This is a genomic window from Prosthecobacter sp. (assembly GCF_044227185.1).
Taxonomy (GTDB): Bacteria; Verrucomicrobiota; Verrucomicrobiia; order Verrucomicrobiales; family Verrucomicrobiaceae; genus Prosthecobacter.
The window spans coordinates 68,160-92,010 of record NZ_JBGAFO010000015.1; the positions used below are offsets into that span (position 1 = coordinate 68,160).

The window sequence follows — 23,851 nt, forward strand, 5'->3', positions numbered from 1 at the left end:
AATCACACGTTCCCCCGTTTCATCTCCTCCATCAGCCATTCGCTGGAGCGCCAGGCGAGGGCGAGAATGGTGAGAGTGGGGTTTTTGTCTGGGTTGCTGGGGAGGACGGCACCGTCCATAAGGAAGAGGTTTTTCACGTCCCAGGTCTGGCAGTATTGATTGGTGACGCTCTCGGCGGCTTTGGCCCCCATGCGGGCGGTGCCGACTTCGTGGATAATCTCTCCGGGGCGCTGGATGGCCTCGGCTCCGCTGAGTGGTTTGGGCTTGCCGCCCATGCCCTCCAGCATGGCGGCAAAGGTCTGCTGCATGTGCGCGGCCTGCTTGATCTCGTGATCGCTCCACTTCCAATGAAAGCGCAGCACGGGGATGCCCCACTGATCCACGACATTGGGGTCAAGCTCGCAGTAGCAGTCCTTGTTTGGAATCATCTCACCGCGTCCGGAAAAGCTGAAGTGTGCGCCAAAATAACGCCGCGCATCGGCCTTGAGTTTGCGGCCATAGACTCCGGGAGAGGTGGAATCCAGGTAGCCGAAGCTCTTCACATCTGGCATCTGCCTGCCGCCGCCCATCTCAATGTGGTAGCCCCGGGGAAAACCAAGCCTGGCATGCTCGTTCACCAGCCACCACGGCACGTAGGTGTGCAGGCCGCCTGCGCCGTCTTCATTCATGGGCGGCAGATCCTCCATGGCGGGAATGTGGGCGCCCAGGCGTGTGCCCACGCTGTCCATGAGATTGCGACCCACCTGTCCGGAAGAATTCGCCAGTCCGGCTTTGTCGCGCGATTTCGAATTCAGCAAAATCCGCGAGGTCTCGCAGGTGCTCGCAGCCAGAATGACCACGCGCGCCTTGGCGATGACATCCCGCCGTGACACTTTATCGATGTAATGCACGCCGGTGGCTTTGCCGCTGCCGTCCAGCACGACTTCACGCACCATGGCGTCGGTGATGATGTCGAGGTTTCCGGTGGCCAGCGCAGGCGGCAGCAGCACGGTGGTGCTCTGGAAATTGGCGCGGATGCTGCAGCCGCGGATGCAGTGGGTGGCCCAGAAGCAGGCGGCGCGGGTCATCATGTCCCTGCCGATGATCTCCTGCGCCTTGGGATTGTTCGGAAAGAGCGCCTTCGGCAGATTCTTCCAGTCCAGCGGCTGGCTGAGCACCGCGCGGTGCGCTGCCACCACGGGCACGCCGAGCTTTCTGCCCGCCTTTCTGGCGAGCAGCTCCCCCACCCTGGGTTTCGGCGGCGGCAGCAGCACGCCGGGCGATGAATTGGGAGCATTGGCGATGCCGTCGTTCTCGCCATACACACCGATCAACTGCTCCACCTTGTCATACCACGGAGCCATGTCGTCATAGCTCATGGGCCAGTCCACGCCGAGGCCGTCGCGCGACTTTGGTTTGAAATCAAACTCGCCAAAGCGCAGCGAGATGCGGCCCCAGTGATTGGTGCGCCCGCCGAGCATGCGTCCGCGCCACCACCAGAAGTCTCCCTCGGTGCCCAGCTTGTTTGTGTAGGGTTCTCCCGGCACCTGCCAGCCGCCGATGTTTGAATCATAAAAGCCAAACCAGCGGTCCGGCGTGGCCGCGCCACGGAGGGGTGCCATCTCGGGCGTGTTAAACATCGGTGTCTCCTTCGCGGGCTCGTAGTTTCGTCCGGCCTCAATCATGAGAACCTTCACGCCGTTCAGGGCCAGAATCATCGCGGCCATGCCGCCGCCTGCTCCTGACCCGACGACAATGACATCATACTGCGGCTGCGTTTTGCGATCGGTGAGGACTGGCATGGCGGATGAATGTGCTGGACTACAGCCATGAACGGATGGCGACAAGTCATGTTACGGTTTTAGCAGATTTGACGCGCGAATCAGCAGCCTTTTTCGGCGCCAAAATTTCAGATCTGACACAAGGCAAAATCGTAACGCCGTGTGTTTCGACAGTCACGGGCATTGCATGGATAGGCGCGCGGCTCAGCCCCCCCTCCTGACATGAAAACACCCCCCTTCTCCTTTGCCGCCGCCACCCTGGCCCTCGCTGGCCTGCTCGGCGCGCCTTTCCTGCAAGCGGCCGGCTTCACCATCAGCACAAGCTCCACCACGCCACAGACGCTTTCTTCCGGCACCGGCACCGTCACGGAGACGGGCACGCTGACGGTGACCGGCAACAACGTCGCAGTGGGCTTCACAGGAAGCTCCACGCTCACCAATCTCGGCACCATCCAGCAGACCAGTGTGATCACCGGCAGCAATGCGGGCAAGAGCCGCGCGCTGCGGGACAACACGGGAGGCATCACTCTCACCATCAACAATGGCAGCGCCACCAATTCGACCGCCTTGATCCAGACGGCGGATGCGGATGTGATCCAGATGAATGTGGCGGGCAGCACCATCACCTTTAACAACTACGGCACCCTCAACTCGCAGAACTCCTCCGCCAGCGGGAACCAGGCCATCGACTGGAACGCCCTGAACACGACCACGGGAAGCAACACGCTGAACAACTTCTCCACGGGTGTCATCACCGCGAGCGAGGCCGACGCGGTGCGGCCGGGTGTCAACGGCTTCATCAACAACGCCGGCCTGATCAAGTCCACCACCAGCTCCGGGAGCAGCAGCGATGGCGTGGATTTGCAGAGCAACAATGGCGCCACCATCACCAACGCCAGCAACTGGAGCGCCGGCACCCCCGCAACGCCGGGCACGGGCACCATCGAAGGCGGCCGGCACGGCATCACCGGCGGCCCTTCAACCGACATCACTTTCACCGCCAGCATCACAAACAACCTCGGCGGCACCATCCAGGGAGACAACGGATCCGGCATCAACTTTGACGGGTTCAGCTCCAAGCAGATGGCGACCATCGTCAACAACGGACTGATCACCGGGAATGGTCACAACATCAGCGATGGAGTCAGCCATGACGGCGACGGCGTGGACATCGATGGAATGGTGAACCTCACCAACACGGGCACCATCCGCTCCATCAACTCCTTCAACATCGCCGCCGATGGCGTGGCCCACAGCGAAGGCATCACCGTGGGCGGCGGCACCATCACCAACTCCGGCACGATCGAAGGCCTCGTGGCCGCAGGAAATACAAACGCGATCGGCTACGGCATCACGCTGCTGGGCAATGACATCGCGGGCGGCGGCCGCGAGGCCATGTACGCGGACGCCACCATCACCAATCAGGCGGGCGGCCTGATCCGTGGCGACAGCGCTTCCGGCATCGCCATGCTGGGTTCCACGGCGGGGGGGCACAGCGTGACCATCAACAACAACGCTGGAGCGACCATTCAAGGTGGCGCGACCCTCTCCGGGCTGGGTGGCACGATGGCAGCCATCACCACGGGCAAGGACGCCGTCACGATCAACAATGCCGGCATCATCAACGGCTCCAGCAATGGCTATGCGATCACTGGCGACAGCGGCAACATCACGCTCAATGTCACCGGCGGCGCGGCCTCAATTCTGGGAAACATCACCGGAGGCTCGGGCACCAACGCCATGCATATCGATCCCGGTGCAGGCAACAGCTTCTCCTACGCGGGCGCAATCTCCGCCTTTAACAGTATTGAGGTCAAAAGTGGCACGGTGTCCCTCTCCGGAGCCAGCAGCTCCTACAGTGGCACCACCACGCTGACCGGCGGACAGCTCAATCTTAACAACGCCGCGGCCATCGGCACCGGCGGTCTCGTCATCAATGGCGGCGCGCTGGACAACACCACCGGCTCGGCGCTCACGCTCAGCACCAACAATGCGATCACCATCAATTCTGACTTCGAATTCAAAGGCAGCAATGACCTGAACCTCGGCACCGGCGCGGTGACGCTCAATGCAAACCATGTCGTCACCGTGGACGCGGGCAAGCTCACCATCGGCGGTACGTTGACCAGCTCGCAGTATCAGCTCACCAAAGCCGGCGCCGGCACCCTGGAGCTCAGCGGTTCCAGCAACTTCACCGGCCCCGTCAACGTCAGCGGCGGTTCCCTCAGCACCAGCAATGTGGACTCCCTCGGGACCGGCACGCAGGTCAATCTGGGCAGTGGCACCGCCCTGCAATACACCGGCGGGAGCGCCACCATCACGCAGGACATCACGGTCACCTCCGGCTCCGGCACCATCGCAAACACCGGCGGCGGCACGCTGACTCTGAGCGGCACGCTCAACAAGGACGGCACCGTTCTGACCCTCTCTGGAGGCGTCATCAATGCGAACGGCGCCATCACCGGCAGCAGCTCGGGCTCCGACCTCGTGGTGGATGGAGCGACGGTGAACGAAAATGCCGCCAACTCCTACAACGGCCCCACCTACATCCGCAATGGAGGCACGCTGAATGCCAACGTCGCCGATGCCCTGCCTACCACCAACGGCCGCACCTCCGTGATTCTCGATGACACCGGCAGCGGCAGTTCCAAACTCGCACTTGGCGCGGATCAGGCCGCCGCTTCCCTCACCGGCGCGGCGTCTTCCACGGTCGATCTCGGCGGGCACAGTCTGACAGTTGGTGCCAGCAGCGGCACGACCACCTATGAGGGCGTGATCGCCAGCAGCAGCGGGGGCGTTTTAGTCAAAGACGGCGGCAGCACGCTGGAACTCGCGGGTGCCAGCACCTACAGCGGCGGCACGCAGATCAATGACGGCACCCTGAGCGCGACCAACACCAGCGGCAGCGCCACGGGCTCAGGCTCTGTGATGGTCAATGCCGGCGGCACCCTGAACGGCACCGGCACGGTGGGCTCCGTCTCCGTCGCCAGCGGCGGCACCCTTGCACCCGGCCTGAGCATTGGCACACTGAACGTGGATGGCACGCTCGATCTGGTGTCCGGCTCCCATGTGGACTACAGCCTGGGCAGCCTTTCCAGCCTGCTCAATGTTAGCGGCGCGCTCAATTTCACCGGACCCGGCGCCGCCATCTTCGACATCACCGACACCGGCGGCATGACCAGCAACACCGACTACACCCTCATCAACTACGCCTCTGAGTCCGGCCTCACGCTTGCGAACCTCGCCTTTGGCAGCACGCCATCCGTCTTCAGCGGGCACTTCGTCATCGGCGACAATTCGCTCACTCTGCATGTGGACGCCGTGCCGGAGCCCTCGCGCGCCTTGCTCGGAGCTCTCGGCCTTGCCTTCATCACCCTTCGCCGTCGGCGCCGGGTGCGTGCGGCGGTCACCGCCTAAAACTCAAAACTCGCCACGAAACACGCAGCGTGCGTTGGGTGTTTCGTGGATGACGATTTCGCAGAGACCTGGAAGCTGCGGAGCCAGTTTTTTCCAGAGCCAGGCGGCCATGTATTCGATGGTGGGATTCTCCAGGCCTTCGATCTCATTGAGATAGGAGTGATCCAGCCGGTCCATGATCGGCTTCATCGCCCTGGAGATCTCCGCGTGGTCATAGACCCAGCCGATCTTCGGATCCACTTCGCCCTCGATGGCGATCTCGATCTTGAATGAGTGACCATGCATCTTGGTGCATTTGTGGTCGCCAGGGAGATTGGGCAGCGTCTGGGCGGCCTCGAAACGGAAGTCTTTGATGATGCGTGCTCGCATGGTGGGTATAGGGGGGCGTGTCTCTTAAACCATAAATGCTCACGAATCAGCACAAATGATGAACTGAGAGGATGATGGGATCATGAGCACCGGTCAGGGCTTTTTGGCAGGCACTGGATGCGGTGGCAGGATGGTCAGGTTCAAACGGTAAACCGCACCGTCAAACGGCGTGCTGTTGGGGCGGGTGGCGGCTTTCAGCAGGCCAAAACTCTGCCCTGCGGCGATGCCTGCCGCTGCTTCCTGAGGAAATCCCTGCTCGAATGGAGCCACGCCGAGCACTTCGCTGTGTCCCGGTACGGCCAGCGTGATCACACCGCCGGTGTCGATCTGCGCGCGGATGTTGACCCGCCCTTTCTCCAGCGCAGCACCACTGATGACGGTGCTCGTGCCATTCACAAACACGGTCAGTGTCGGCTGCGCAGCCACCAGGTGCAGCACGTAGCCCGACTTCTCATCCCCCTGGGCCAGCAGCGTGCTGTCCTGGTCCACCAAGGGATCGAACTCAAAGGCGGCATCGATGAAAACACCCCTGCCCTTCAGTTTCGGCGCATCGGCAGCCGTCAGGACATCGCCGATGCGGAGCACCAGATCATCGGAGCCGGAGGGACTCGGCGCACCCACGATCTCAGCCGCAGGACGCATCGCGCTTTTGAATTCCTTGGGGAAAAAGGCCGCCAGGGCGGACTTCAGGGCCGCGTGCTCAGGCTTTGCTGCCAGATTGGTCCACTCGTGGGGATCTGTCTGGTGATCGTAGAGCTCCTCGCTCCCATCAGCATAGCGGATGTAGCGCCAGCGCACATCCCGCGCGGCGTATCCCGCGTTTTTGCCGCCGCTCATGCAGGTGACGGCAGGGTGGTCGCGCCTGGCCGCCGGATCCAGCAGCATCGGCTTCAAACTGCTGCCATCCAGATGCTCCGGCAGCGGCAGCTTGGTGAGATCGCAGAGCGTGGGATAGAGATCGATCAAAGCCACGGGCTGCATGGAGACGCTGTCCGGCCGGGTGACTCCTGGAGCGTAAATGGAAAGCGGCACCCGCGTGGTCTCCTCCCACAGCTTGCCCTTGTGCCACATCTGCTTTTCACCGAGGTACCAGCCGTGGTCGGAGGCAAAGACGATGATCGTGTTTTTCGCGTTTGGCCCCTTCTCCACGGCATCAAGGATGCGCCCGAGCATGGCATCGCAAAAGGCCACACTCGCCAGGTAGGCGCGCACGGCATCCTTCCAGAGGTTCTTTTCGAGGATCAGCTTGTGATAGCCCTCCTTGAGATGCGTTTTGGCAATGGCAGGCACATCCTCCAAATCGTCAGCTTTCACCTCCGGCAGCTTGATGGAATCGAGCGGCAGAGCATCGAAGTACTTCTGCGGTACATACCAGGGGGAATGCGGGCGATAGAGTCCCAGCGCGAGGAAGAATGGCGGCTGCTTTTGAGTCAGGAAATCCGCAGCGAACGCGGCGACCTGCCCGTCATCCGTCTTCTCTTCCGCCACGGGAATGCCACCCCAGTCCCAGTGCCAGATGTTGAGACCGTTGAAGTTCTGCCCTGTATGCACGGGCAGGTCCGGAATCTGCACCCCTGGCTGGGGGAAGCGCCGGGTCCAGGCTGATTCCTGCTCAAAACCACGCCTCCCACCGTGCCAGCCAGCGAGGCGGCCTTCGGGACCGCCGTGATTGGCGTGGAAGATTTTCCCTGCGGCAGCCGTGGTGTAGCCCTGGGACTTGAAGTATTCCGGCAGCGTGGGGTTGCCCGCCACCTGCACGCTGCGCCGCCAGTCCTGCTCATTGCCAAACACCCCGCTGGATGACGGCAGCATGCCTGTGAGGAGGGAGGTGCGCGAAGGATTGCACAGGGCGTAGTTGCAGTGCGCGTTGGTGAAGCGCATGCCCATTTTCGCCAGACGATCCATGTTCGGCGTCACTGACTGCGGATGCCCGCCCAGCCAGCCGGCGTAGTCTCGCAGGTCGTCCGCAATGATGAACAGCACATTTGGCTTTCCCTCCGCAGACACCCCCCGCGCTTTTGGTTTGACCGCCGCGCCCGCAGGCAGAGGCAGCGCCAGCGCCGCAAAAGCGAAGAAGAAGAGGCGAGCAGAAGACAACATCGCGCAACGCTTGCACGAAGGCGCAGGGAACACGACAAGATTTTTGCGCACTGCCCTGGTTCTCCTGGGGCGCATGCGGTGAAGGACTGAATATTGAGAAAACACACCCACCTTAGAGCGTGCGAACTCAAAAGTTTACCTGAGCATTTTTTTGCTATTTGAGACTTTGTGAAATTTTTCACAAATAGGGCTTGCGACCCCTTCTCATGTGGATAAAAACAAGGGCCGCCATCCCGGAGAGACCCTACACCGACCCTCCCCGGCAGGCCCTACCCCTCATGTTGCCCTCGTTTCTCCAACCAACCTCCTTCTCGCCGCTGCTCGCGAATGTGCCCAGCTATGCGTCGGAGTTTTTCAAAGAGAGCAATCTGAACTTCATCACGACGTCCCTTTTCGTCGCCGCGATCATCACCGGCCTGCTTCTTTGGTTCGCCCGCAAGGCGACGACGAACATGACCCTGATCCCTCACAAGGCGCAGAATCTGTTCGAGTTCATCGTCGAGTTTCTTTACGGGCAGATCGAAGGCATTGTAGGCGCAAAGCTTGCCCCCAAGGTGTTTCCGCTGCTGGCGACGATTTTCATCTACATCCTGGTCTCCAACTGGTTTGGGCTGCTGCCCGGCGTGGGCACCATCGGCTGGGGTGAAGGCACCGGCACCCTGAGCGTCAAGGAAGTCCATATCGCCCTGCTGCGTCCGCCGACGACCGACCTCAACGCCGCCTTCGGCCTTGCGGCGGCCATGTTCATTGTGTGGCTCTACATCACCATTAAGGAAGTCGGTGTCTGGGGCTTCATCGTTCACACCTTCGGCCCCAAGGGCGGCCTGAAAGGCATCATGGGCGCCATGGTGGCGGCGGTCTTCCTGTTCGTGGGCGTCATCGAAATCTTCTCCATTGTCTTCCGCCCCATCACCCTCTCCTTCCGACTTTACGGGAACATCATCGCGGGTGAAAACGTGCTGCACACCATGAGCGGCATGGGCGGCTTCATCGGCAGCGTGCTGGCCCCCTTCCCCTTCTATTTCATGGAGCTTCTGGTCGGCCTGCTGCAGGCCATCGTGTTCACCCTGCTGAGCGCGGTTTACATCCAGCTTTCCACCTCTCATGACGACCACGGTCATGAGGAGGCCCACCACTAATCTCTGACTTTGCCTGCGGGACCATGCGCAACGCGTGGACGCCGGTGACACAACAAACCACAAACTCGACATCACACTATGACAATGGAACTCATCTCTATGGCGCAGGAAGCAGCCGCTCACGCTCCCGCAGCCGCCGCTGGCGTGACCGGCAGCATCGCCACCGGTATCGGCGCAGGCAGCGCCGCCATCGGCGTGGGCCTCATCGGCTCCAAGGCTGTGGAAGCCGTCGGCCGCAACCCCGGCGCTTTCGGCAACATCCTGACCCTCGGCATTATCGCCATGGCCCTCGCTGAAGGTCTCGGCATTCTGTCCTTCATTCTTGGCAAGTAAGCCCTGAATTTCGCGGCGGGCTGAAGGCAGCCCGCCGCAGTTAACTTCCCTCTTCTCTTTCTTCTTCACACCGTTATGGACCAGATCAAAGGCATCGCATATCAGATCGCGGGCGACTTCGGCCTCGCTTGGGGCAAGTTCTTTGCCCAAGTCATCATTTTCATCCTGGTCTATACCGTTCTCAAGAAATACGCCTTCGGCCCCATCCTGGGCATGCTGGAACAGCGCCGCCAGCGCATCGCCGACGGTGAAGCCAAGCTCGAAAAAATCGCCCGTGACGCCGCCGAGGCCAGGCAGAACTCCCAGGCCATCCTGGACAAGGCTGAGGCTGACGCAGCCCGTCTTGTGAAGGAAGCCGACGACGCCGCCAAGCTCATTCAGGAGCGCCGCCAGCAGGACGCGGTGGCCAGCGCCAACACCATCATTGCCAAGGCCCGTGAAGCCGCCCAGCTCGAGCAGGAGCAGCTTATGTCCCAGCTCAAGCGTGAGTTCGGCCGCATGGTCTCCGACGCCACCAGCCGTGTCACCGGCAAGGTCCTCAACACCGACGACCAGAACCGCATCAACCAGGAAACCGCCGCCCAGGTCTCCGCTTAATTTTCCCGCCGCCGCGCCACCATGAAGATCACCAAGGAAGCCCGCCGCACCTCCCGCCAGCTTTTCCGCGCCTGCATTGCCAACGGAAAACTGGACGACGCCAGTGTGCGCAAGGTGGTCAGCACCGTGGCCAGCAGCAAGCCCCGCGGCTATATCAGCATCCTCGACGCCTTTGCCCGCCTCGTGGCCAATGAAGTGGACCGTCAGCGTGCCGCCGTGGAAAGCGCCAGCCCCCTGACGCCCGCCACGCAGTCCGAACTGCAGGCCAGCCTCTCCAAGAAATACGGCCGCCCGCTCACCCTTGAATTCAACGTCAGACCTGAGCTTCTCGGCGGCATCCGCGTGAAAGTCGGTTCCGATGTGTGGGACGGCAGCGTCAAAGCACGCCTCAAAGCCCTGTCCGATTCTTTGTCCGCCTAATTCCCCGCCCCCAGCCCCTCCCTCTTAGTTTTTTCACACCCGCAATACCATGAGCAACATCCTCCAGGAGATCGAATCCCAAATCGCCGGCCTCAAGACCGCCGTCACGAAGTCCAATGTGGGCATCGTACGTGAAATCGGTGACGGCGCAGCCAAGATTGAAGGCTTGAGCGATGTCATGCTCAACGAAATGATCGAGTTCCCCGGCGGCGTGTATGGCCTGGCCCTGAACCTGGAAGAAACCGAAGTGGGCTGCGTGCTTCTCGGCTCCGGCGAAAACATCAAGGCTGGCGATGAAGTCAAGACCACCGGCCGCCTGCTCTCCGTGCCCGTGGGCAAGAGCCTCCTGGGCCGCGTGGTGAACGCTCTCGGTCAGGCCATCGACGGCAAGGGCGACATCAAGGGTGAAACACAGTACCCGGTCGAAAAGCTCGCGCCTGGCATCATCGCCCGTAAGTCCGTGTCCGTCCCGGTGCAGACCGGCATCATGAGCATCGACGCCATGATCCCGATCGGACGTGGTCAGCGCGAGCTGATCATCGGTGACCGCTCCACTGGCAAGACCACCATCGCCGTGGACACCATCATTTCCCAGGCGCAGCAGAACAAGGCCGCCGAGCAGGGCAAGTTGAAGGGCCACAAGCCTCTCTACTGCATCTACGTCGCCATCGGCCAGAAGCAGTCCAACATTGCCCGCGTCGTGAAAACCCTCGAAGACGCCGGTGCCATGGAGTACACCACCATTGTCAGCGCTTCCGCTTCTGACTCAGCGGTGAACCAGTATCTCGCCCCCTACGCCGGCGCCGCCATCGGTGAATGGTTCATGGACCAGGGACAGGACGTCCTCATCGTTTATGATGACCTTTCCAAGCAGGCTGTGGCTTACCGCCAGGTGTCCCTGATCCTGAAGCGTCCTTCCGGCCGTGAAGCTTATCCGGGTGACGTGTTCTACCTCCACTCCCGTCTGCTTGAGCGCTCCTGCCGCGTGTCCGAAAACTACGGCGGTGGCTCCATGACCGCGCTGCCAATCATCGAGACTCAGGCCGGTGACGTGTCTGCTTACATCCCGACGAACGTGATCTCTATCACCGACGGTCAGATCTTCCTGGAAACCGACCTGTTCTACCAGGGCATCCGTCCCGCCATCTCCGTGGGTCTCTCCGTTTCCCGCGTGGGTTCCGCTGCGCAGACGAAGGCCATCAAGAAGGTTTCCGGCACGACAAAGCTGGACCTCGCCCAGTTCCGTGAACTCGCCGCGTTCGCCCAGTTCGGCTCCGACCTCGACGCCTCCACGAAGGCCAAGCTGGACCGTGGTGCCCGCATCGTGGAGCTCTTCAAGCAGCAGCAGTATCAGCCGAAGAGCCTGCCCATCATGGTCAGCACCCTCTACGCCATGCAGAAGGGCTACTTTGACTCCGTGGCCGTGGACCGCGTGAAGGAATTCCAGGCCAAGCTGGAAGAATACCTCACCACCCGCAAGAGCGAGCTCATGGACCAGCTCGCCAATGAGAAGACCCTCGACAATGTCGAAGCCGGCCTCAAGTCCGCCCTCGACGACTTCAAGGCTTCCTGGAAGTAAGCTGTTTCAGTTTTGAGTTTTTCATCCTTCATCCTTTAAAAGATGCCCTCCACCCGCGACATCCGACGCCGAATCAAATCGGTCAAAAACACGGCCCAGATCACCAAGGCCATGCAGCTCGTCGCGGCTGCGAAGATGAAAAAGGCCCAGGATCAGGCCAGCCACGGCCGCGCCTACGCCGAGATGCTCAACAAGATCCTCGTTAACCTGAAGGAGCACGCCGAGGAGGGCATCCATCCCTTCTTTGTGGAAGGCAAGGGAGACAAGACCCTCGTCCTTCTCATCGCTTCCGACAAAGGTCTCTGCGGAGCTCTGAACACCAACCTGTTCAAAAAACTGATCACCACGCAGATCGAAGGTGAAGTGGAATATGTCACCATCGGCAAGAAGGCTGTGCAGGCCATCAACCGTCTCCGCCGCACCCTGCTGGCCGATTTCCCCATCAAGGATCCCGCGAAGTTTTCTGAGGTGCGCTCCGTGAGCCGGTTCATCCAGGAAAAGTATCGCACGGGCGAATACAAGAAGGTGTTCGTCGTCTTCAACAATTTCATCAACACCGTCACGGTGATACCGTCGGTGGAGCAGCTCCTGCCGGTGAATCCGGTGACCCTCGGCGGCAAGCGTGACTTTGGCCACGAGATCGCCCCTGCGGCCGGCCCGTCTCTGGAATACAAGTTTGAGCCCAGCGCGCAGGTGGTTTTTGAAACCGTGCTTCCGCAGTATGTGAACGACACGGTGTACCAGATGGTGCTCGAATCCCGCGCCTCCGAGCACTCCAGCCGGATGGTGGCCATGAAGAACGCCACCGACAACGCCAAGCAGATGATCAAGGACCTCAGCCTCGAATACAACAAGCTCCGTCAGGCCGCGATCACCAACGAACTTCTCGAAATCACCACCGCCAAGATGGCTCTCGAATAAGCCCCTTCCACCCACCCCTCTTTTCACTTTTCCCTTCTATGAGCAACATCGGCAAAATCGTTCAAGTCATCGGCCCCGTGGTGGACGTGGATTTCTCCGCCTCCGGCAAGCTGCCCGCCATCTACAACGCCCTCGAAATCAAGTTCCAGCAGGGTGGCAAGCAGGTCCGTCTCACCTGCGAAGTGCAGCAGCACCTGGGTGACGGCTGGGTCCGCTCCATCGCCATGATTTCCACGGAAGGTCTCAAGCGCGGCATGGACGTCACCGACACCGGCGGCCCGATCACCGTGCCCGTTGGCGACGAAGTCCTCGGCCGTATCTTCAACGTCACCGGCGACGCCTGCGATGACCAGCCTGATCCCGCCGTGCAGAAGCGCTATGCCATCCATCGCGCCGCCCCTGCCCTGGTGGACCAGAACCCTTCCGCTCAGATCCTCGAAACCGGCATCAAGGTCATCGACCTCATCTGCCCCTTCACCAAGGGTGGTAAAGTGGGCGCCTTCGGTGGTGCAGGCGTGGGCAAGACCGTCGTCATCATGGAGCTCATCAACAACATCGCCAAGGGCCACGGTGGTTACTCCGTGTTCGCCGGCGTGGGTGAGCGTACCCGTGAAGGCAATGACCTTTACCACGAAATGATCGAGTCCGAGGTTATCAAGGTGAAGAAGAACGGCCACGACATCGTGAAGAACGAGCAGGGCGGTTACACCTGCGAGCCCGGCTCCAAAGTGGCCCTGGTGTACGGCCAGATGAACGAGCCCCCGGGAGCACGTCTCCGCGTCGCCCTCTCCGCCCTCTCCATGGCCGAGTATTTCCGCGACGAAAAGAACCAGGACGTGCTCTTCTTCGTGGACAACGTCTTCCGTTTCTCCCAGGCCGGTTCCGAAGTGTCCGCTCTCCTTGGACGTACGCCTTCCGCCGTGGGTTACCAGCCTACTCTCGCCGCAGAAATGGGCCAGATGCAGGAGCGAATCACCTCCACGAAGACGGGTTCCATCACCTCCTTCCAGGCCGTTTACGTCCCTGCCGACGACTTGACCGACCCTGCCCCGGCCAACACCTTCGCCCACCTTGACTCCACCGTCGTGCTTGAGCGTTCCCTCGCCGAGCTGGGCATCTACCCTGCCGTGGATCCCCTCGCTTCTGTGTCCAAGGCCCTCGCCCCGGAAATCGTGGGTGACGAGCACTACCGTGTGGCCCGTGGCGTGCAGCGCGTCCTTCAGCGCTACAAAGACCTGCAGGACATCATCGCCATTCTCGGCATGGACGAACTGAGCGAAGAAGACAAGCTGACCGTGTTCCGCGCACGCAAGCTTCAGCGCTTCCTCTCCCAGCCCTTCCACGTGGCTGAAATCTTCACCGGCACCAAGGGCGAATACGTCAAGGTGGCCGACACCATCAAGGGCTTCGCCGAAATCCTTGACGGCAAGCACGACAACGTCCCTGAAGCCAACTTCTACATGAAGGGCGGCATCGACAGCGTGAAGAAGGACTAAGCCGATGCGCAGGCATTTATGATTTACGATTTTTGATTTATGATTTCGAACTCATGAATCACGGCCTCCCGGACAAATCGTAAATCATAAATCGTAAATCATAAATTTTCCCCCACATGCCTCTCCAACTCGAAATCGTCACCCCTGAAGCCCGCATCTTCTCCGATGAGGTCGATACCGTCGTGCTGCCGGGTTACGAGGGTGAAATGGGCGTCCTGCCGGCGCACAGCAATCTGGTGACCACGCTCGTCCCTGGCGAGCTGCGCATCACCAAAGGTGGCAAGACCACCGAGCTGGCCGTCGGCGAAGGCCTGGTGGAAGTGACGGGAACCGTCACCCGCATCCTCACCGATGCCGCGATCGATTCCGATAAGATCGACGAAAAGGCCGCCGAGGAAGCCATCGCCCGCGCCAAGAAGACCCTCGAAGATCTGAAGCCCGGAGAGCATCAGGAAGAAGTGGCCGCGGCCATGGCCGCCATCCAGCGTGCCACCGCACACCTTAACATCAAGCGCAAGCGCAGGACGGTGTAAAAGCCAAAGCAGCGAAAGCGAGCTGCGCCCCGCTTCTTTCAAACCCAATCAGACCATGAGACATCCATCTCATGGTCTTTTGCTTTCCAGCCTTAACGGGAGAGCGAGAATGAATCCACAATCCGCTGCACCGCGGGCCCGCGGCTCACCGGCATGCCGTAATAGACGAACATCAGGCCGATCATCCGGCCTTGCTCGATAAACGTGTAGTTCAGCAATGCCCTGCTTGAATCTGCCTGCTGCGCCTCGCAACGCATTGCCTCGCGGCCGCCCACCTTGACCAGTTGTGGTTTGCCGAACTTGGTAAACCCTCTGGCGCTCCAGGTCCGCCGCTGATCCCGCACGATTCTGGGATCCCTGGCTCCCGTATGGCTGGTGTCAGGCAGCGCGGTCAGCGCAAACGCAATGCCGCCCGGCTTTTCGCCATTGTCATGCGCCGCGCCCAACAGCCGGCCGCCCCCTTTCGTTTTTGGGTTCACCTTCCAGCCGTCCGGCAAAAAGAATGAGATGTGCTCGCTGGGAAAAGAGATCTGTTCACCACCGGCCATCGGCTGGCGTTGCGGCTTGGAGCCGCTGGCGCAACTCATCAAGGACAGCGCGGACGCGAGCAGTACAAAAAGGAAGACATTCTTCATGGTTCCCGCAGTTATCTTCTTCCTGAGCTTCGGGTCAATTTACAATTCTCAGTTTTCAGGTCCCGGCTCGCCACTCGGGAAGGCTCTGCTGCCCCCGTTCAGCCAGGCTCTGCCCTATCCTGCAAATTCCAACCGTCTCCCACCTTTGTAGTTGGCACTTCCCGTTTCCTTCGGAGCTTGCCCCCAGCAACCTCTCCCGCCTATGTCCACCGCCTTTGGCTGTTTTGTTGGATTCATCGTCTGGTTCCTCATGCGCTACCTCATCGCCGGGTTTTATACGGTGAATCAAAATGAGCGCGCCGTAAAAACCAGCTTCGGCCGGGCGCAGCGCGTCGGCAGCCTCCGCACCATTGACGATCCCGTCTCGGAACACCTCACCCCCGAACAGAAGAAACGCTACGACTACCCGCAGGTGCGCGTCATCCCGCCCGGGGGGCCATATTTCAAATGGCCCTGGGAGAAGGTGTACAAGGTGGACATCGCCACCAGCACCGTGAACATGGCCTGGGACCCGGATGATCCCTCTGCAAACAACTCTGGCAGCATTCTCGAGGCCGTCACCAAAGATCAGCTCAATGTCGGACTGAACGGCCAGATCCGTTTCCGCGTTTCCGAGCGCAATCTCTACGCTTTCGTCTTCGGCGTAAAGAACGCCTATGCGCACGTCATGGGTTACTTTGTCAGCGTGCTGCGCGAGCGCATCGCCACCTTTGAGGCGCCGCCGGAGACCGGCGTCGATGCGGAGCATTCCAACGCCGCCTCCACCATCGGCATCTCCATCAATGACATCCGCAAAAACATGCGCGATCTCAATGAGCACATGGACCACGAGTGCCAGAGCTCCTCCGCTCGTTACGGCATCATGCTGGACGCCTCCCTCATCACCGGCATCGACCCGCCGCATGAAGTCGAGTCCGCCCTCGCCGCCATCAACACTGCCTACAACCAGGTTTCCTCAGACATCAGCCTGGCCCAGGCCAGCGCCGACCAAAAGATCGTGCAGTCCCAGCGCGCCGTGGAGATCGAAACCCTCAAGGCCCAGGCTGAGGTGGAGCCCCTCAAACGCCTCGCCTCCCAGCTCCTTGATTTGAAATCCCGCGGCAGCGCGGCCCTGCGCTCCTACGTCCGCAATGTCCGCCTCGCCCTCTTTGACAAAGCCGGCCAGGTCTTCGTCGAAACCCGCAAGGACTGAACCAGGAACAAAGAACCAAGAACCAGGAACCAGGAACTTCTTATGGACGCTTTCACCCATTTCCTCCTCGCCGCCGCCATCACCTTCGTCGGCTGCAGCATCGCCGTACCGCTCGTTCTGTGGATCGGGCGCGTCGTCGGGCTCTATGCCGTCGTACAGGAGCGCCGCAGCCAGGTGTATCTCCTGTTTGGCAAAGTCATCGGCACCATCGATGAGCCCGGCCTGCACTTCCTGCCTGCAAAGCTCGGAGCCTCCGCCTTTCTCGTGAACTGGCTCGGCAAATGCCACGTCGTCGATCTGCGCCTGGACCAGATGTATCTGCGCAGCCAGCCGGTGAACTCCGAGGAGGGCGCCCCCATGGGCATCGGCATCTGGTATGAGATGTTCGTCAGCGACGCCGTCTCCTTCCTCTTCAAAAACACCGACCCGCGCGGCTCGCTTTCCGCCAACGTGAGCAACTCCACGGTGCGCTGCCTGAGCAATCTGCCGCTGGCCAAGATGCTCATCGACCGCCACATCATGAGCGACACCGTACGCAGCGAGGTCACGCCCAAATCCCACGACTGGGGCTTCAAGCTCGGCAGCGTGTACATCCGCAAAGTGCACTTCCGCGATGCCATGATGATCAAGCAGATCGAAAGCAAGGTGGTGAACCGTCTCCGTCAGGTGACCTCCGCCATCAAGCAGGACGGCGCCAATCAGGTCAGCGTCATCACCAGCACCGCCGAAAAAACCGCCGCCATCGAGCTCGCCAAAGCCGCCGCTGTCCGCCCCGAAATCGTCGGCAACGCCCTCCGCGACATCTCCAACGACCCCGATGTGGCCCAGGCCGTGTTTGACGTGCTTGAGGCCCAGAAAATCATCAACGGCAAAGCCACCGTCACCTTGTTGCCCGCTTCCGGAAGCAGCCTCCTCACCGACATCCTCGCCTCGCAACCACCCAAGCGCGATGGTAGCCCGCCGCCGGTGAAGGGGTAGGCAGCCCTCGGCAGCTCATCCTTCAGCCAAGCAGGAAAAAAGAAGGTAGTTCTTCAGCTCGCTCAGCTCCCTGCTCGATCCGCGAAGCCTTGACCTCCTGACGTCCGCTCTCCATTTCCGTCGCTTGCATTCCCCCCATGCCTGCTACACTCGCTCTCCGCCGCATTCGGCATTCCTCATTCTGATTTCGTCATTTTCCCCCACACATGTCCCACAGAGTCCTCATCATCGGTGCCGGCGGCGTTGGCCGCGTTGTCGTTCATAAATGCGCCCAGCTTCCCGACGTGTTCGGCGAGATCATGCTGGCCAGCCGCACCAAGTCCAAGTGCGACAGCATCGCCGCCGAGCTCAAGCGTCCCATCCAGACCGCCGCCGTGGACGCCGACAATGTGCCCGAGCTCGTCAAGCTGCTCAAGAGCTTCAAGCCCGAAGTCGTCATCAATGTGGCCCTTCCCTATCAGGACCTCACCATCATGGACGCCTGCCTTGAGGCCGGTGTGCATTACATCGACACGGCCAACTACGAGCCGCGTGACGTGGCGAAGTTTGAATACCACTGGCAGTGGGCCTATCAGGAGAAGTTCAAGAACGCCGGCCTCACCGCCCTGCTCGGCTGCGGCTTTGACCCGGGTGTGACCAACGTGTACACCGCCTACGCGCTGAAGCACCACTTCTCAAAGATCGACACCCTGGACATCATCGACTGCAACGCCGGCGACCACGGCAAGGCCTTCGCCACCAACTTCAATCCGGAAATCAACCTGCGCGAAGTCACCGCCAACGGCCGCTACTGGGAAAACGGCCAGTGGGTGGAGACGAAGCCGCTTGAGATCAAGCGCAGCTTCCCCTTCCCGGAAGGCATCGGCCCGAAGAACATCTACTGCCTCTACCACGAAGAGCTGGAGTCTCTGACCAAGCACTTCCCCATGCGGCGCGCGCGCTTCTGGATGACCTTCGGCGACAACTACATCAAGCACATGGAGGTACTGGTGAATGTCGGCATGACCGGGATCCACCCGGTGAAGCACAAGGGCGTGGACATCATCCCCATCGAGTTCCTCAAGACCCTCCTCCCTGAACCCGGCACCCTCGGCCCCGACACCAAGGGCAAGACCTGCATCGGCAACTGGATCGAAGGCACCGGCAAGGACGGCAAGCCGCTGCGCTACTACGTGTACAACATCTGCGACCACCAGGAGTGCTACGTGGAAACCAACAGCCAGGGCGTCAGCTACACCACCGGTGTGCCCGCCATGATCGCCGCCCGCCAGCTTCTGACCAATCCCGCCGAATACCGCCAGCCTGGCGTGTGGAATGTGGAGCAGCTCAATCCGGATCCTTTCATGAAGGACCTCAACGCCTACGGACTGCCCTGGGTGGAGACCTGGCCCACTGAGAAGATGCCGGGAGAATAAGAGACAGAGCGCAAAGATCAGCAGATCAAGAAGTCAGGGCGGGCTGCATGGTGGGCCCGCCCTTTCTCCTGCTACATGACGGTCAGCGGGGCATTCTTCGCGGGTTCCTCCCTGCTCTCCTTTCCGCGTTTTTCTGCGCCGAGAACGCACGCCAGCTCGATCCCCACGATGCAGACATCATCGGCAAAATCGGTGCGGTGGGAGAAGGCCTGCACTTCCGCGAGCACGGACTGGAAGAGCTCGTCCGTGGGAAAATGCAGGCGTTCATCGACGGCCTTTAAAAGGTCCTCCTGGCTGTACAAATTTCCCTCCGCGTCCTCGACCTCAAACAAACCGTCGGTATAGAGCATGATGAGATCGCCGGGGGCCATGGTGGCGCGTGTTGTGGCAAAGACCACGTCTGGAAACAGCCCCAGCGCCCCGGCCCTGCCACGCGGCTCCAGCGATGTCGTCACACCCTCGTGCCGTTTCAAATGCAGCGGGGAGGGATGTCCCGCTATGGCATACTGAATCTCCGCGCGCGCAGCATCGGCGATGATCATCACTCCGGTGGCATACATGGTCGTTCCTGCCTGTTTCAGGATGGAGTGCAGGCCGTGGTTGACCTGCGTGAGCAGCCGGCCGGGGTCAGGCTCCGCCCCGTTGTTCTGTTCCAGCAGCGCGCGCACCATGCTGGTGACCAATGCGGCGCGCACGCCGTGGCCCATCACATCGCAGATGAAGATGCCCACGCCGGTTTCAGACACGGGGAAGACACTGAAGAAATCGCCGCTCACCACGCCTGCCGGATGGTAGATGGAGTAAAATCTCAGCGCGCTTTCCCCCGCGGAGGCCGCGCGCGGCACGCAGGGGAAACGGCCAGGCAGCAGCGCCATCTGAAGCTCGCGGGCCATGGTCAGCTCCTCCTCCATCTGCTGATTCTTCGCGCTCAGCTCCCGCGTCCGGTCAGCGATGCGCTGCTCCAGCTCACGATTCAGCGCCTCCAGCGCGGCCTGGGCCGCATTGCGCTCGCTTTCCGCCTTGTCGATGCGCCGCCCCACCAGCCGCGCCACCTGGGAGATCACGGCGGTGATGATCAGGATGTAAAGCACGGTGGAGAGCGCCGAAGTCAGCGCCGGGTTCAGCGTCCAGTCGATGATGTAGTGGGTGCGCAGCAGCCCCTCTGCCAAGGCGACCAGAACGACCGCGGGGAGAAACCAGCGCAGCAGCAGCGCGCGGGTGGAGTCCCCCTGCCAGTTTCGAAACGGCCAGCACTCCGCGCCCACCGCCGCAATGATGCTGCTGCCCAGCAGGATGAATGCCGCCGCCGTGGGCAGTGCCACGGGAATGATGGCGCCGCCATAAAGCAGCGGCGTTCCATGCAGATAACCCAGCACCACCACGCTGCTGGTGGCCAGCACCACCGCCGCCAGCGGGCCCGCCCATAATTGCAGCTTCACCTTCAGCAGCGCCAGGATGGCCACGCAGATGAGCAGGAAATTCAGCGCGGTGATGGGAGACATCCGCCCTGTGCGCACCGAGCCAAACATCGCCGGATCTGCCACCAGCCATTCCTCCACCCCGAGGCTGACACCGCTGAAAAACTCAAACAGCTTCCCGCCTGACACGATTCCGACCACGGTCAGCAGCAGCAGCGCGACGGGACGCCGAAACTGCGGGCGCTCGCGCAGCAGCATCACCAGCCCCAGCAATGTAAAGGCCAGCGCCGTGCTGGGCGCCATGGGGATATAGGTCTGGCGAATGCTGGCCAGCACCTCCAGGCCGGAAATCCAGCCGATCAACGTAAGCATTCCCAGCACACCCGTCATCAGGGCACACAGAAAGCTGATTCTGCGATAGATCATCTTCATGACGCTAGATCGGTGCCCGCAGGTGGTTGGTTGCCAGCGGCGGGACGAAACCATCATTGCACCAAAAGACAATGAAAACTCCATGTGGCGCTGGGAGCCACAGGTGCACAGATGAGCAGGCGTCTTTCTCCGTTCATCCATCATTCTGATTTCCTCATTGCTCCCTTCCCACCTTCAGTGCACAAACACGGCCCCATGTCCCTTTCCCTTATCCTCACCCATCCCGGCGGCGCCCATAAAGACGAGCTCCTCGCCTGCAGCCTGCTCGCCGCCGTGCATCGCGTGCCCATCGTGCGGCGCGAGCCCACCGCCGAGGACCTCGCGGATGCCAGCATCGCCGTGGTGGATGTGGGCGGTGAACACGCCCCTGCATGCCACAACTTCGACCACCACCAGTTCCCCGCTGATCACGAGCCCATCTGCTCGCTCAGCCTCGTGCTGCAGCACCTCGGCCTGTATGACGACGCCCGCGCCTTCTGCGACTGGCTGGAGCCCGCCGAGTGGTTCGACACCCGGGGCCCCAACACCACCGCCAAGTGGCTAGGCGTCAGCCGTGAGTCGATGGCCAAGCTCACCTCTCCCATCGATGTGACCATCCTGCGCCGCTTTGCCAAAGCGAAGCGCCTGGAGCCCGGCGAGCCTCTGTGGGAAATCCTCAGCTACATCGGCAGCGATCTCCTCGAGTATTTGCGCGAGCTGCGCAGCCGTCTCGACTACATCTCCCTGCACGCCAAGATCTGGAACCTCGGCGACCACGAAGTCCTCTTCCTCCCCCGCACCGATCCCCTGCCCGACGAGCCCTCCTCCAGCATTGAGCGCTACATTGAGAGCCTCGGCAAAGACACCACCGTCGCCGCCCTCATCTACCCCGACCGCCGCGGCTCCGGCTACGGCCTCTCCCGCCACAACGACAGCCCCCTCTATGACTTCACGCGTATCGAGAAGGAGCCGGATGTCCACTTTGCGCATGCGCGCGGGTTTGTGGCGAAGACGTCTGCGGTGGGGGTGGAAAGGGTGAAGGAACTGCTGGGGCTTGCCAGAGTGTAGTCCAGACTGGTCAAATGCCGTCAAGAAGGTCAAGCATCGAACCCTGACCTTTTGACCACTCCTTGACCCTCTTGACCTCCGTTTACAGCCTCCGCTCCTTCACCTCGCTGGTAATCTCCGCGATGAAGTCATCGATCGCCTTCACGCCCAGGTCGCCCTTCTTGCTGTGGCGCACCGCCACGCTCTGAGCGGCAGCTTCCTTCTCACCAAGCACGAGCATGTAGGGGATGCGGTCGAGCTGAGCGAGGCGGATCTTGGCGCCGATTTTGTCGGCGTCGTTGTTGAGGGTGACGCGCAGGCCGGCGTCCTTGAGCTTGGCGTACACCTCGTCGGCAAAAGCGTCCACCTTCTCGCTGATGGTGAGGATGCGCACCTGCTCGGGGGCGAGCCAGGTGGGGAAATGACCGGCGAAGTGCTCGATGAGCACGCCGCAGAAGCGCTCCATGCTGCCAAAGGGCGCGCGGTGAATCATCACCGGGCGGTGCGGCTTGTTGTCCGCGCCGTTGTAGGTCAGGTCAAAGCGCACCGGAAGCACATAGTCCACCTGCACCGTTCCCAGCTGCCACTCGCGGCCAATCACGTCCTTGATCACAAAGTCGATCTTCGGTCCGTAGAACGCAGCCTCGCCGGGCTCTTCCGTGAAGGGCACTCCCAGCGTGGCAGCAGCCGTGCGGCAGGCTTCTTCGGCGGCGTCCCACTTGGCGGAGTCGCCGGTGAACTTGCTGCTGTCCGGATCGCGCAGGCCCACGCGCACGCGGTAGTCGTGCATGCCGAGGGTGTTGAGCACGATCTTCACGAGGCTGAGGCAGCCGAGCACTTCCTTGGCCACCTGCTCCTCGGTGCAGAAGAGGTGCGCGTCATCCTGCGTGAAATTCGGCGAGGCGCACGGGCAGATCGCGGTAGCTGCGCGGCTGGCTGTCGTAAATTTTGATGTGGTGCGGGCAATTCATCGGCTTCAGCAGGAAGCCGTCGAGAAGCTGGTCATCCGGCATCACGCGGTCTTCCGGCACCACTTCCTTGCCGGCACGCTCATTGAGCTGCTGGCGCAGGCGGGAGGAGACGGCACCGAGGCGCTCCATCACCTCGCAGCAGCCGCAGCCTTCCTTGATCACCTTGGCGAGATCGTCGTTTTCGATGACGGGCGCGAACTGGCTTTCCTTGTAGTAGGGGAAATGGCCGCTGGTCTTGTACAGCACGGTCTTGCCGATGTGCGGCGTGAAGACCTGGCTGTAGCCCTGCTTGCGCAGTTCTTCGCTGATGAAATTTTGCAGCTCCTGGCGCAGGATGGCGCCGTTCGGCGTCCAGAGGATGAGCCCCTGCCCCACGTCTTCGTCGATGTGGAAGAGCTTCAGTTCCTTGCCCACTTTGCGGTGGTCGCGCTTCTTGGCTTCTTCGAGCTGCTCGAGGTGCTTGGCCAGTTCTTCGCTGGTCGGGAAGGCGGTGCCGTAGAGGCGCTGAAGCTGTGGCTTCGTCTCATCGCCCATGTAGAAGGCGCTGGCCACGGACATGATCTTGACGTTTTTGCACTTGGACGTGTAGCCCACGTGCGGGCCGGCGCAGAGGTCGAGGAAGTCGCCGTTTTGGAAGGTGGAGATCTGCTCGCCTTCAGGAATCTTTTCCAGCAGGTCCAGCTTGAAGGTGCTGGGATTGCCGGGGCGCTCCGTCAGACCGCCGAGGCGGCCGGATTTCGCCAGCGCGATGGCTTCATCCCGGCTCACACCCTTCCATTCAAATTTCTGGTTCTCCTTGGCGATCTTCTTCATCTCCGCCTCGATCTTCTCAAAGTCATCCGGCGTGATGCGGTGGTCCGGGAGGTCGAAGTCGTAGTAGAAGCCGTTTTCCACCGGAGGTCCGTAGGCAAACTGGGCGTTTGGCCACAGGCGCAGGATGGCGGTGGCCATCACGTGGGCACAGGAGTGGCGCAGGCGGTCGATGTCAGACATCTGAGCGCGTTCTTCGAGGGTCTTGCGGGCTTCGGACATGGTTGTAAAGAGGGGCCTTGTCCATGCCGCAGAACACGCCCGGATTCAAGGTGATAACGAACCCGAAATACCCGCCGCCTCCGCTCTG

18 protein-coding genes and 1 pseudogene are annotated in these 23,851 nt (G+C 61.3%); 13 read left to right on the plus strand and 6 right to left on the minus strand.

Translation table 11 applies throughout. The features are described 5' to 3' along the window. Window positions 1–2 precede the first annotated feature (2 nt). Complete coding sequence (locus ACILSQ_RS27570; protein WP_395746917.1) at window positions 3–1,781, minus strand: GMC family oxidoreductase; 1,779 nt, start codon at window positions 1,779–1,781, stop codon at window positions 3–5. Window positions 1,782–1,982: 201 nt separating this feature from the next. Between ACILSQ_RS27570 and ACILSQ_RS27575 the strand changes: the two genes are divergently transcribed. Further along, a complete protein-coding gene (locus ACILSQ_RS27575) occupies window positions 1,983–5,177 on the plus strand; it encodes a beta strand repeat-containing protein (RefSeq protein WP_395746918.1) in 3,195 nt (1,064 codons plus the stop codon). 3 nt (window positions 5,178–5,180) lie between these two features. Here ACILSQ_RS27575 and queD read toward each other — a convergent pair whose 3' ends face one another. Together queD and ACILSQ_RS27585 are read right to left on the minus strand one after the other, a co-directional pair. After that, window positions 5,181–5,546: a 6-carboxytetrahydropterin synthase QueD gene (gene queD / locus ACILSQ_RS27580; RefSeq protein WP_395746919.1), complete on the minus strand. Its 366-nt coding sequence runs from the start codon at window positions 5,544–5,546 to the stop codon at window positions 5,181–5,183. A 93-nt stretch (window positions 5,547–5,639) separates the two neighbouring features. Next, window positions 5,640–7,646: a sulfatase gene (locus ACILSQ_RS27585; protein ID WP_395746920.1), complete on the minus strand. Its 2,007-nt coding sequence runs from the start codon at window positions 7,644–7,646 to the stop codon at window positions 5,640–5,642. Between the two features lie 278 nt (window positions 7,647–7,924). On the opposite strand from ACILSQ_RS27585, the gene atpB reads away from it, so the two are divergent. The 8 genes from atpB (at window position 7,925) to atpC (ending at window position 14,664) form a co-directional block, all read left to right on the plus strand. Further along, entirely contained in the window at window positions 7,925–8,785 is an 861-nt protein-coding gene (atpB, locus tag ACILSQ_RS27590; protein WP_395746921.1) for a F0F1 ATP synthase subunit A, read from the plus strand. 84 nt (window positions 8,786–8,869) lie between these two features. Continuing rightward, complete coding sequence (locus tag ACILSQ_RS27595; protein WP_395746922.1) at window positions 8,870–9,118, plus strand: ATP synthase F0 subunit C; 249 nt, start codon at window positions 8,870–8,872, stop codon at window positions 9,116–9,118. 75 nt (window positions 9,119–9,193) lie between these two features. Further along, window positions 9,194–9,715: an ATP synthase F0 subunit B gene (locus tag ACILSQ_RS27600; RefSeq protein ID WP_395746923.1), complete on the plus strand. Its 522-nt coding sequence runs from the start codon at window positions 9,194–9,196 to the stop codon at window positions 9,713–9,715. A gap of 21 nt (window positions 9,716–9,736) precedes the next feature. Then, window positions 9,737–10,135: an ATP synthase F1 subunit delta gene (gene atpH, locus ACILSQ_RS27605; protein WP_395746924.1), complete on the plus strand. Its 399-nt coding sequence runs from the start codon at window positions 9,737–9,739 to the stop codon at window positions 10,133–10,135. Window positions 10,136–10,184: 49 nt separating this feature from the next. Next, the gene (gene atpA, locus ACILSQ_RS27610) at window positions 10,185–11,714 is read left to right on the plus strand and encodes a F0F1 ATP synthase subunit alpha (protein WP_395746925.1); all 1,530 of its coding nucleotides are present in this window, start codon (window positions 10,185–10,187) and stop codon (window positions 11,712–11,714) included. Window positions 11,715–11,756: 42 nt separating this feature from the next. After that, complete coding sequence (gene atpG, locus ACILSQ_RS27615; protein ID WP_395746926.1) at window positions 11,757–12,635, plus strand: ATP synthase F1 subunit gamma; 879 nt, start codon at window positions 11,757–11,759, stop codon at window positions 12,633–12,635. Between the two features lie 38 nt (window positions 12,636–12,673). Further along, entirely contained in the window at window positions 12,674–14,131 is a 1,458-nt protein-coding gene (gene atpD, locus ACILSQ_RS27620; RefSeq protein WP_395746927.1) for a F0F1 ATP synthase subunit beta, read from the plus strand. A gap of 116 nt (window positions 14,132–14,247) precedes the next feature. Continuing rightward, complete coding sequence (gene atpC / locus ACILSQ_RS27625; protein ID WP_395746928.1) at window positions 14,248–14,664, plus strand: ATP synthase F1 subunit epsilon; 417 nt, start codon at window positions 14,248–14,250, stop codon at window positions 14,662–14,664. A 92-nt stretch (window positions 14,665–14,756) separates the two neighbouring features. Here the strand turns inward: atpC and ACILSQ_RS27630 are convergent, their stop codons facing one another. Next, on the minus strand, window positions 14,757–15,299 hold the full coding sequence (locus tag ACILSQ_RS27630; RefSeq protein WP_395746929.1) for a hypothetical protein: 543 nt from the start codon (window positions 15,297–15,299) through the stop codon (window positions 14,757–14,759). A gap of 202 nt (window positions 15,300–15,501) precedes the next feature. Between ACILSQ_RS27630 and ACILSQ_RS27635 the strand changes: the two genes are divergently transcribed. The 3 genes from ACILSQ_RS27635 to ACILSQ_RS27645 all read left to right on the plus strand — a co-directional run bounded on the left by ACILSQ_RS27635 (window position 15,502) and on the right by ACILSQ_RS27645 (window position 18,884). Then, window positions 15,502–16,491: an SPFH domain-containing protein gene (locus ACILSQ_RS27635; RefSeq protein ID WP_395746930.1), complete on the plus strand. Its 990-nt coding sequence runs from the start codon at window positions 15,502–15,504 to the stop codon at window positions 16,489–16,491. A 42-nt stretch (window positions 16,492–16,533) separates the two neighbouring features. Beyond that, complete coding sequence (locus ACILSQ_RS27640; protein ID WP_395746931.1) at window positions 16,534–17,469, plus strand: SPFH domain-containing protein; 936 nt, start codon at window positions 16,534–16,536, stop codon at window positions 17,467–17,469. 206 nt (window positions 17,470–17,675) lie between these two features. Beyond that, window positions 17,676–18,884 (plus strand): saccharopine dehydrogenase family protein, encoded by a 1,209-nt coding sequence (locus tag ACILSQ_RS27645; RefSeq protein ID WP_395746932.1) that lies wholly within the window; start codon window positions 17,676–17,678, stop codon window positions 18,882–18,884. A gap of 71 nt (window positions 18,885–18,955) precedes the next feature. Here the strand turns inward: ACILSQ_RS27645 and ACILSQ_RS27650 are convergent, their stop codons facing one another. Then, window positions 18,956–20,734, minus strand: a complete 1,779-nt coding sequence (locus ACILSQ_RS27650; RefSeq protein ID WP_395746933.1) for a PP2C family protein-serine/threonine phosphatase — start codon at window positions 20,732–20,734, stop codon at window positions 18,956–18,958. Window positions 20,735–20,929: 195 nt separating this feature from the next. Here ACILSQ_RS27650 and ACILSQ_RS27655 point away from each other — a divergent pair, with 195 nt between their 5' ends. Further along, a complete protein-coding gene (locus tag ACILSQ_RS27655) occupies window positions 20,930–21,781 on the plus strand; it encodes an MYG1 family protein (RefSeq protein WP_395746934.1) in 852 nt (283 codons plus the stop codon). Window positions 21,782–21,863: 82 nt separating this feature from the next. On the opposite strand, the pseudogene ACILSQ_RS27660 reads toward ACILSQ_RS27655, so the two are convergent. Further along, window positions 21,864–23,763 (minus strand): annotated as a pseudogene (locus ACILSQ_RS27660) (threonine--tRNA ligase). Window positions 23,764–23,851 lie beyond the last annotated feature (88 nt).

What these genes read in the sequence shown, in the direction of transcription:
- ACILSQ_RS27570 (WP_395746917.1), bottom strand. Translation starts at nt 1,781, where the DNA reads ATGCCAGTCCTCACCGATCGCAAAACGCAGCCGCAGTATGATGTCATT.
- ACILSQ_RS27575 (WP_395746918.1), top strand. Translation starts at nt 1,983, where the DNA reads ATGAAAACACCCCCCTTCTCCTTTGCCGCCGCCACCCTGGCCCTCGCT.
- queD (WP_395746919.1), bottom strand. Translation starts at nt 5,546, where the DNA reads ATGCGAGCACGCATCATCAAAGACTTCCGTTTCGAGGCCGCCCAGACG.
- ACILSQ_RS27585 (WP_395746920.1), bottom strand. Translation starts at nt 7,646, where the DNA reads ATGTTGTCTTCTGCTCGCCTCTTCTTCTTCGCTTTTGCGGCGCTGGCG.
- atpB (WP_395746921.1), top strand. Translation starts at nt 7,925, where the DNA reads ATGTTGCCCTCGTTTCTCCAACCAACCTCCTTCTCGCCGCTGCTCGCG.
- ACILSQ_RS27595 (WP_395746922.1), top strand. Translation starts at nt 8,870, where the DNA reads ATGGAACTCATCTCTATGGCGCAGGAAGCAGCCGCTCACGCTCCCGCA.
- ACILSQ_RS27600 (WP_395746923.1), top strand. Translation starts at nt 9,194, where the DNA reads ATGGACCAGATCAAAGGCATCGCATATCAGATCGCGGGCGACTTCGGC.
- atpH (WP_395746924.1), top strand. Translation starts at nt 9,737, where the DNA reads ATGAAGATCACCAAGGAAGCCCGCCGCACCTCCCGCCAGCTTTTCCGC.
- atpA (WP_395746925.1), top strand. Translation starts at nt 10,185, where the DNA reads ATGAGCAACATCCTCCAGGAGATCGAATCCCAAATCGCCGGCCTCAAG.
- atpG (WP_395746926.1), top strand. Translation starts at nt 11,757, where the DNA reads ATGCCCTCCACCCGCGACATCCGACGCCGAATCAAATCGGTCAAAAAC.
- atpD (WP_395746927.1), top strand. Translation starts at nt 12,674, where the DNA reads ATGAGCAACATCGGCAAAATCGTTCAAGTCATCGGCCCCGTGGTGGAC.
- atpC (WP_395746928.1), top strand. Translation starts at nt 14,248, where the DNA reads ATGCCTCTCCAACTCGAAATCGTCACCCCTGAAGCCCGCATCTTCTCC.
- ACILSQ_RS27630 (WP_395746929.1), bottom strand. Translation starts at nt 15,299, where the DNA reads ATGAAGAATGTCTTCCTTTTTGTACTGCTCGCGTCCGCGCTGTCCTTG.
- ACILSQ_RS27635 (WP_395746930.1), top strand. Translation starts at nt 15,502, where the DNA reads ATGTCCACCGCCTTTGGCTGTTTTGTTGGATTCATCGTCTGGTTCCTC.
- ACILSQ_RS27640 (WP_395746931.1), top strand. Translation starts at nt 16,534, where the DNA reads ATGGACGCTTTCACCCATTTCCTCCTCGCCGCCGCCATCACCTTCGTC.
- ACILSQ_RS27645 (WP_395746932.1), top strand. Translation starts at nt 17,676, where the DNA reads ATGTCCCACAGAGTCCTCATCATCGGTGCCGGCGGCGTTGGCCGCGTT.
- ACILSQ_RS27650 (WP_395746933.1), bottom strand. Translation starts at nt 20,734, where the DNA reads ATGAAGATGATCTATCGCAGAATCAGCTTTCTGTGTGCCCTGATGACG.
- ACILSQ_RS27655 (WP_395746934.1), top strand. Translation starts at nt 20,930, where the DNA reads ATGTCCCTTTCCCTTATCCTCACCCATCCCGGCGGCGCCCATAAAGAC.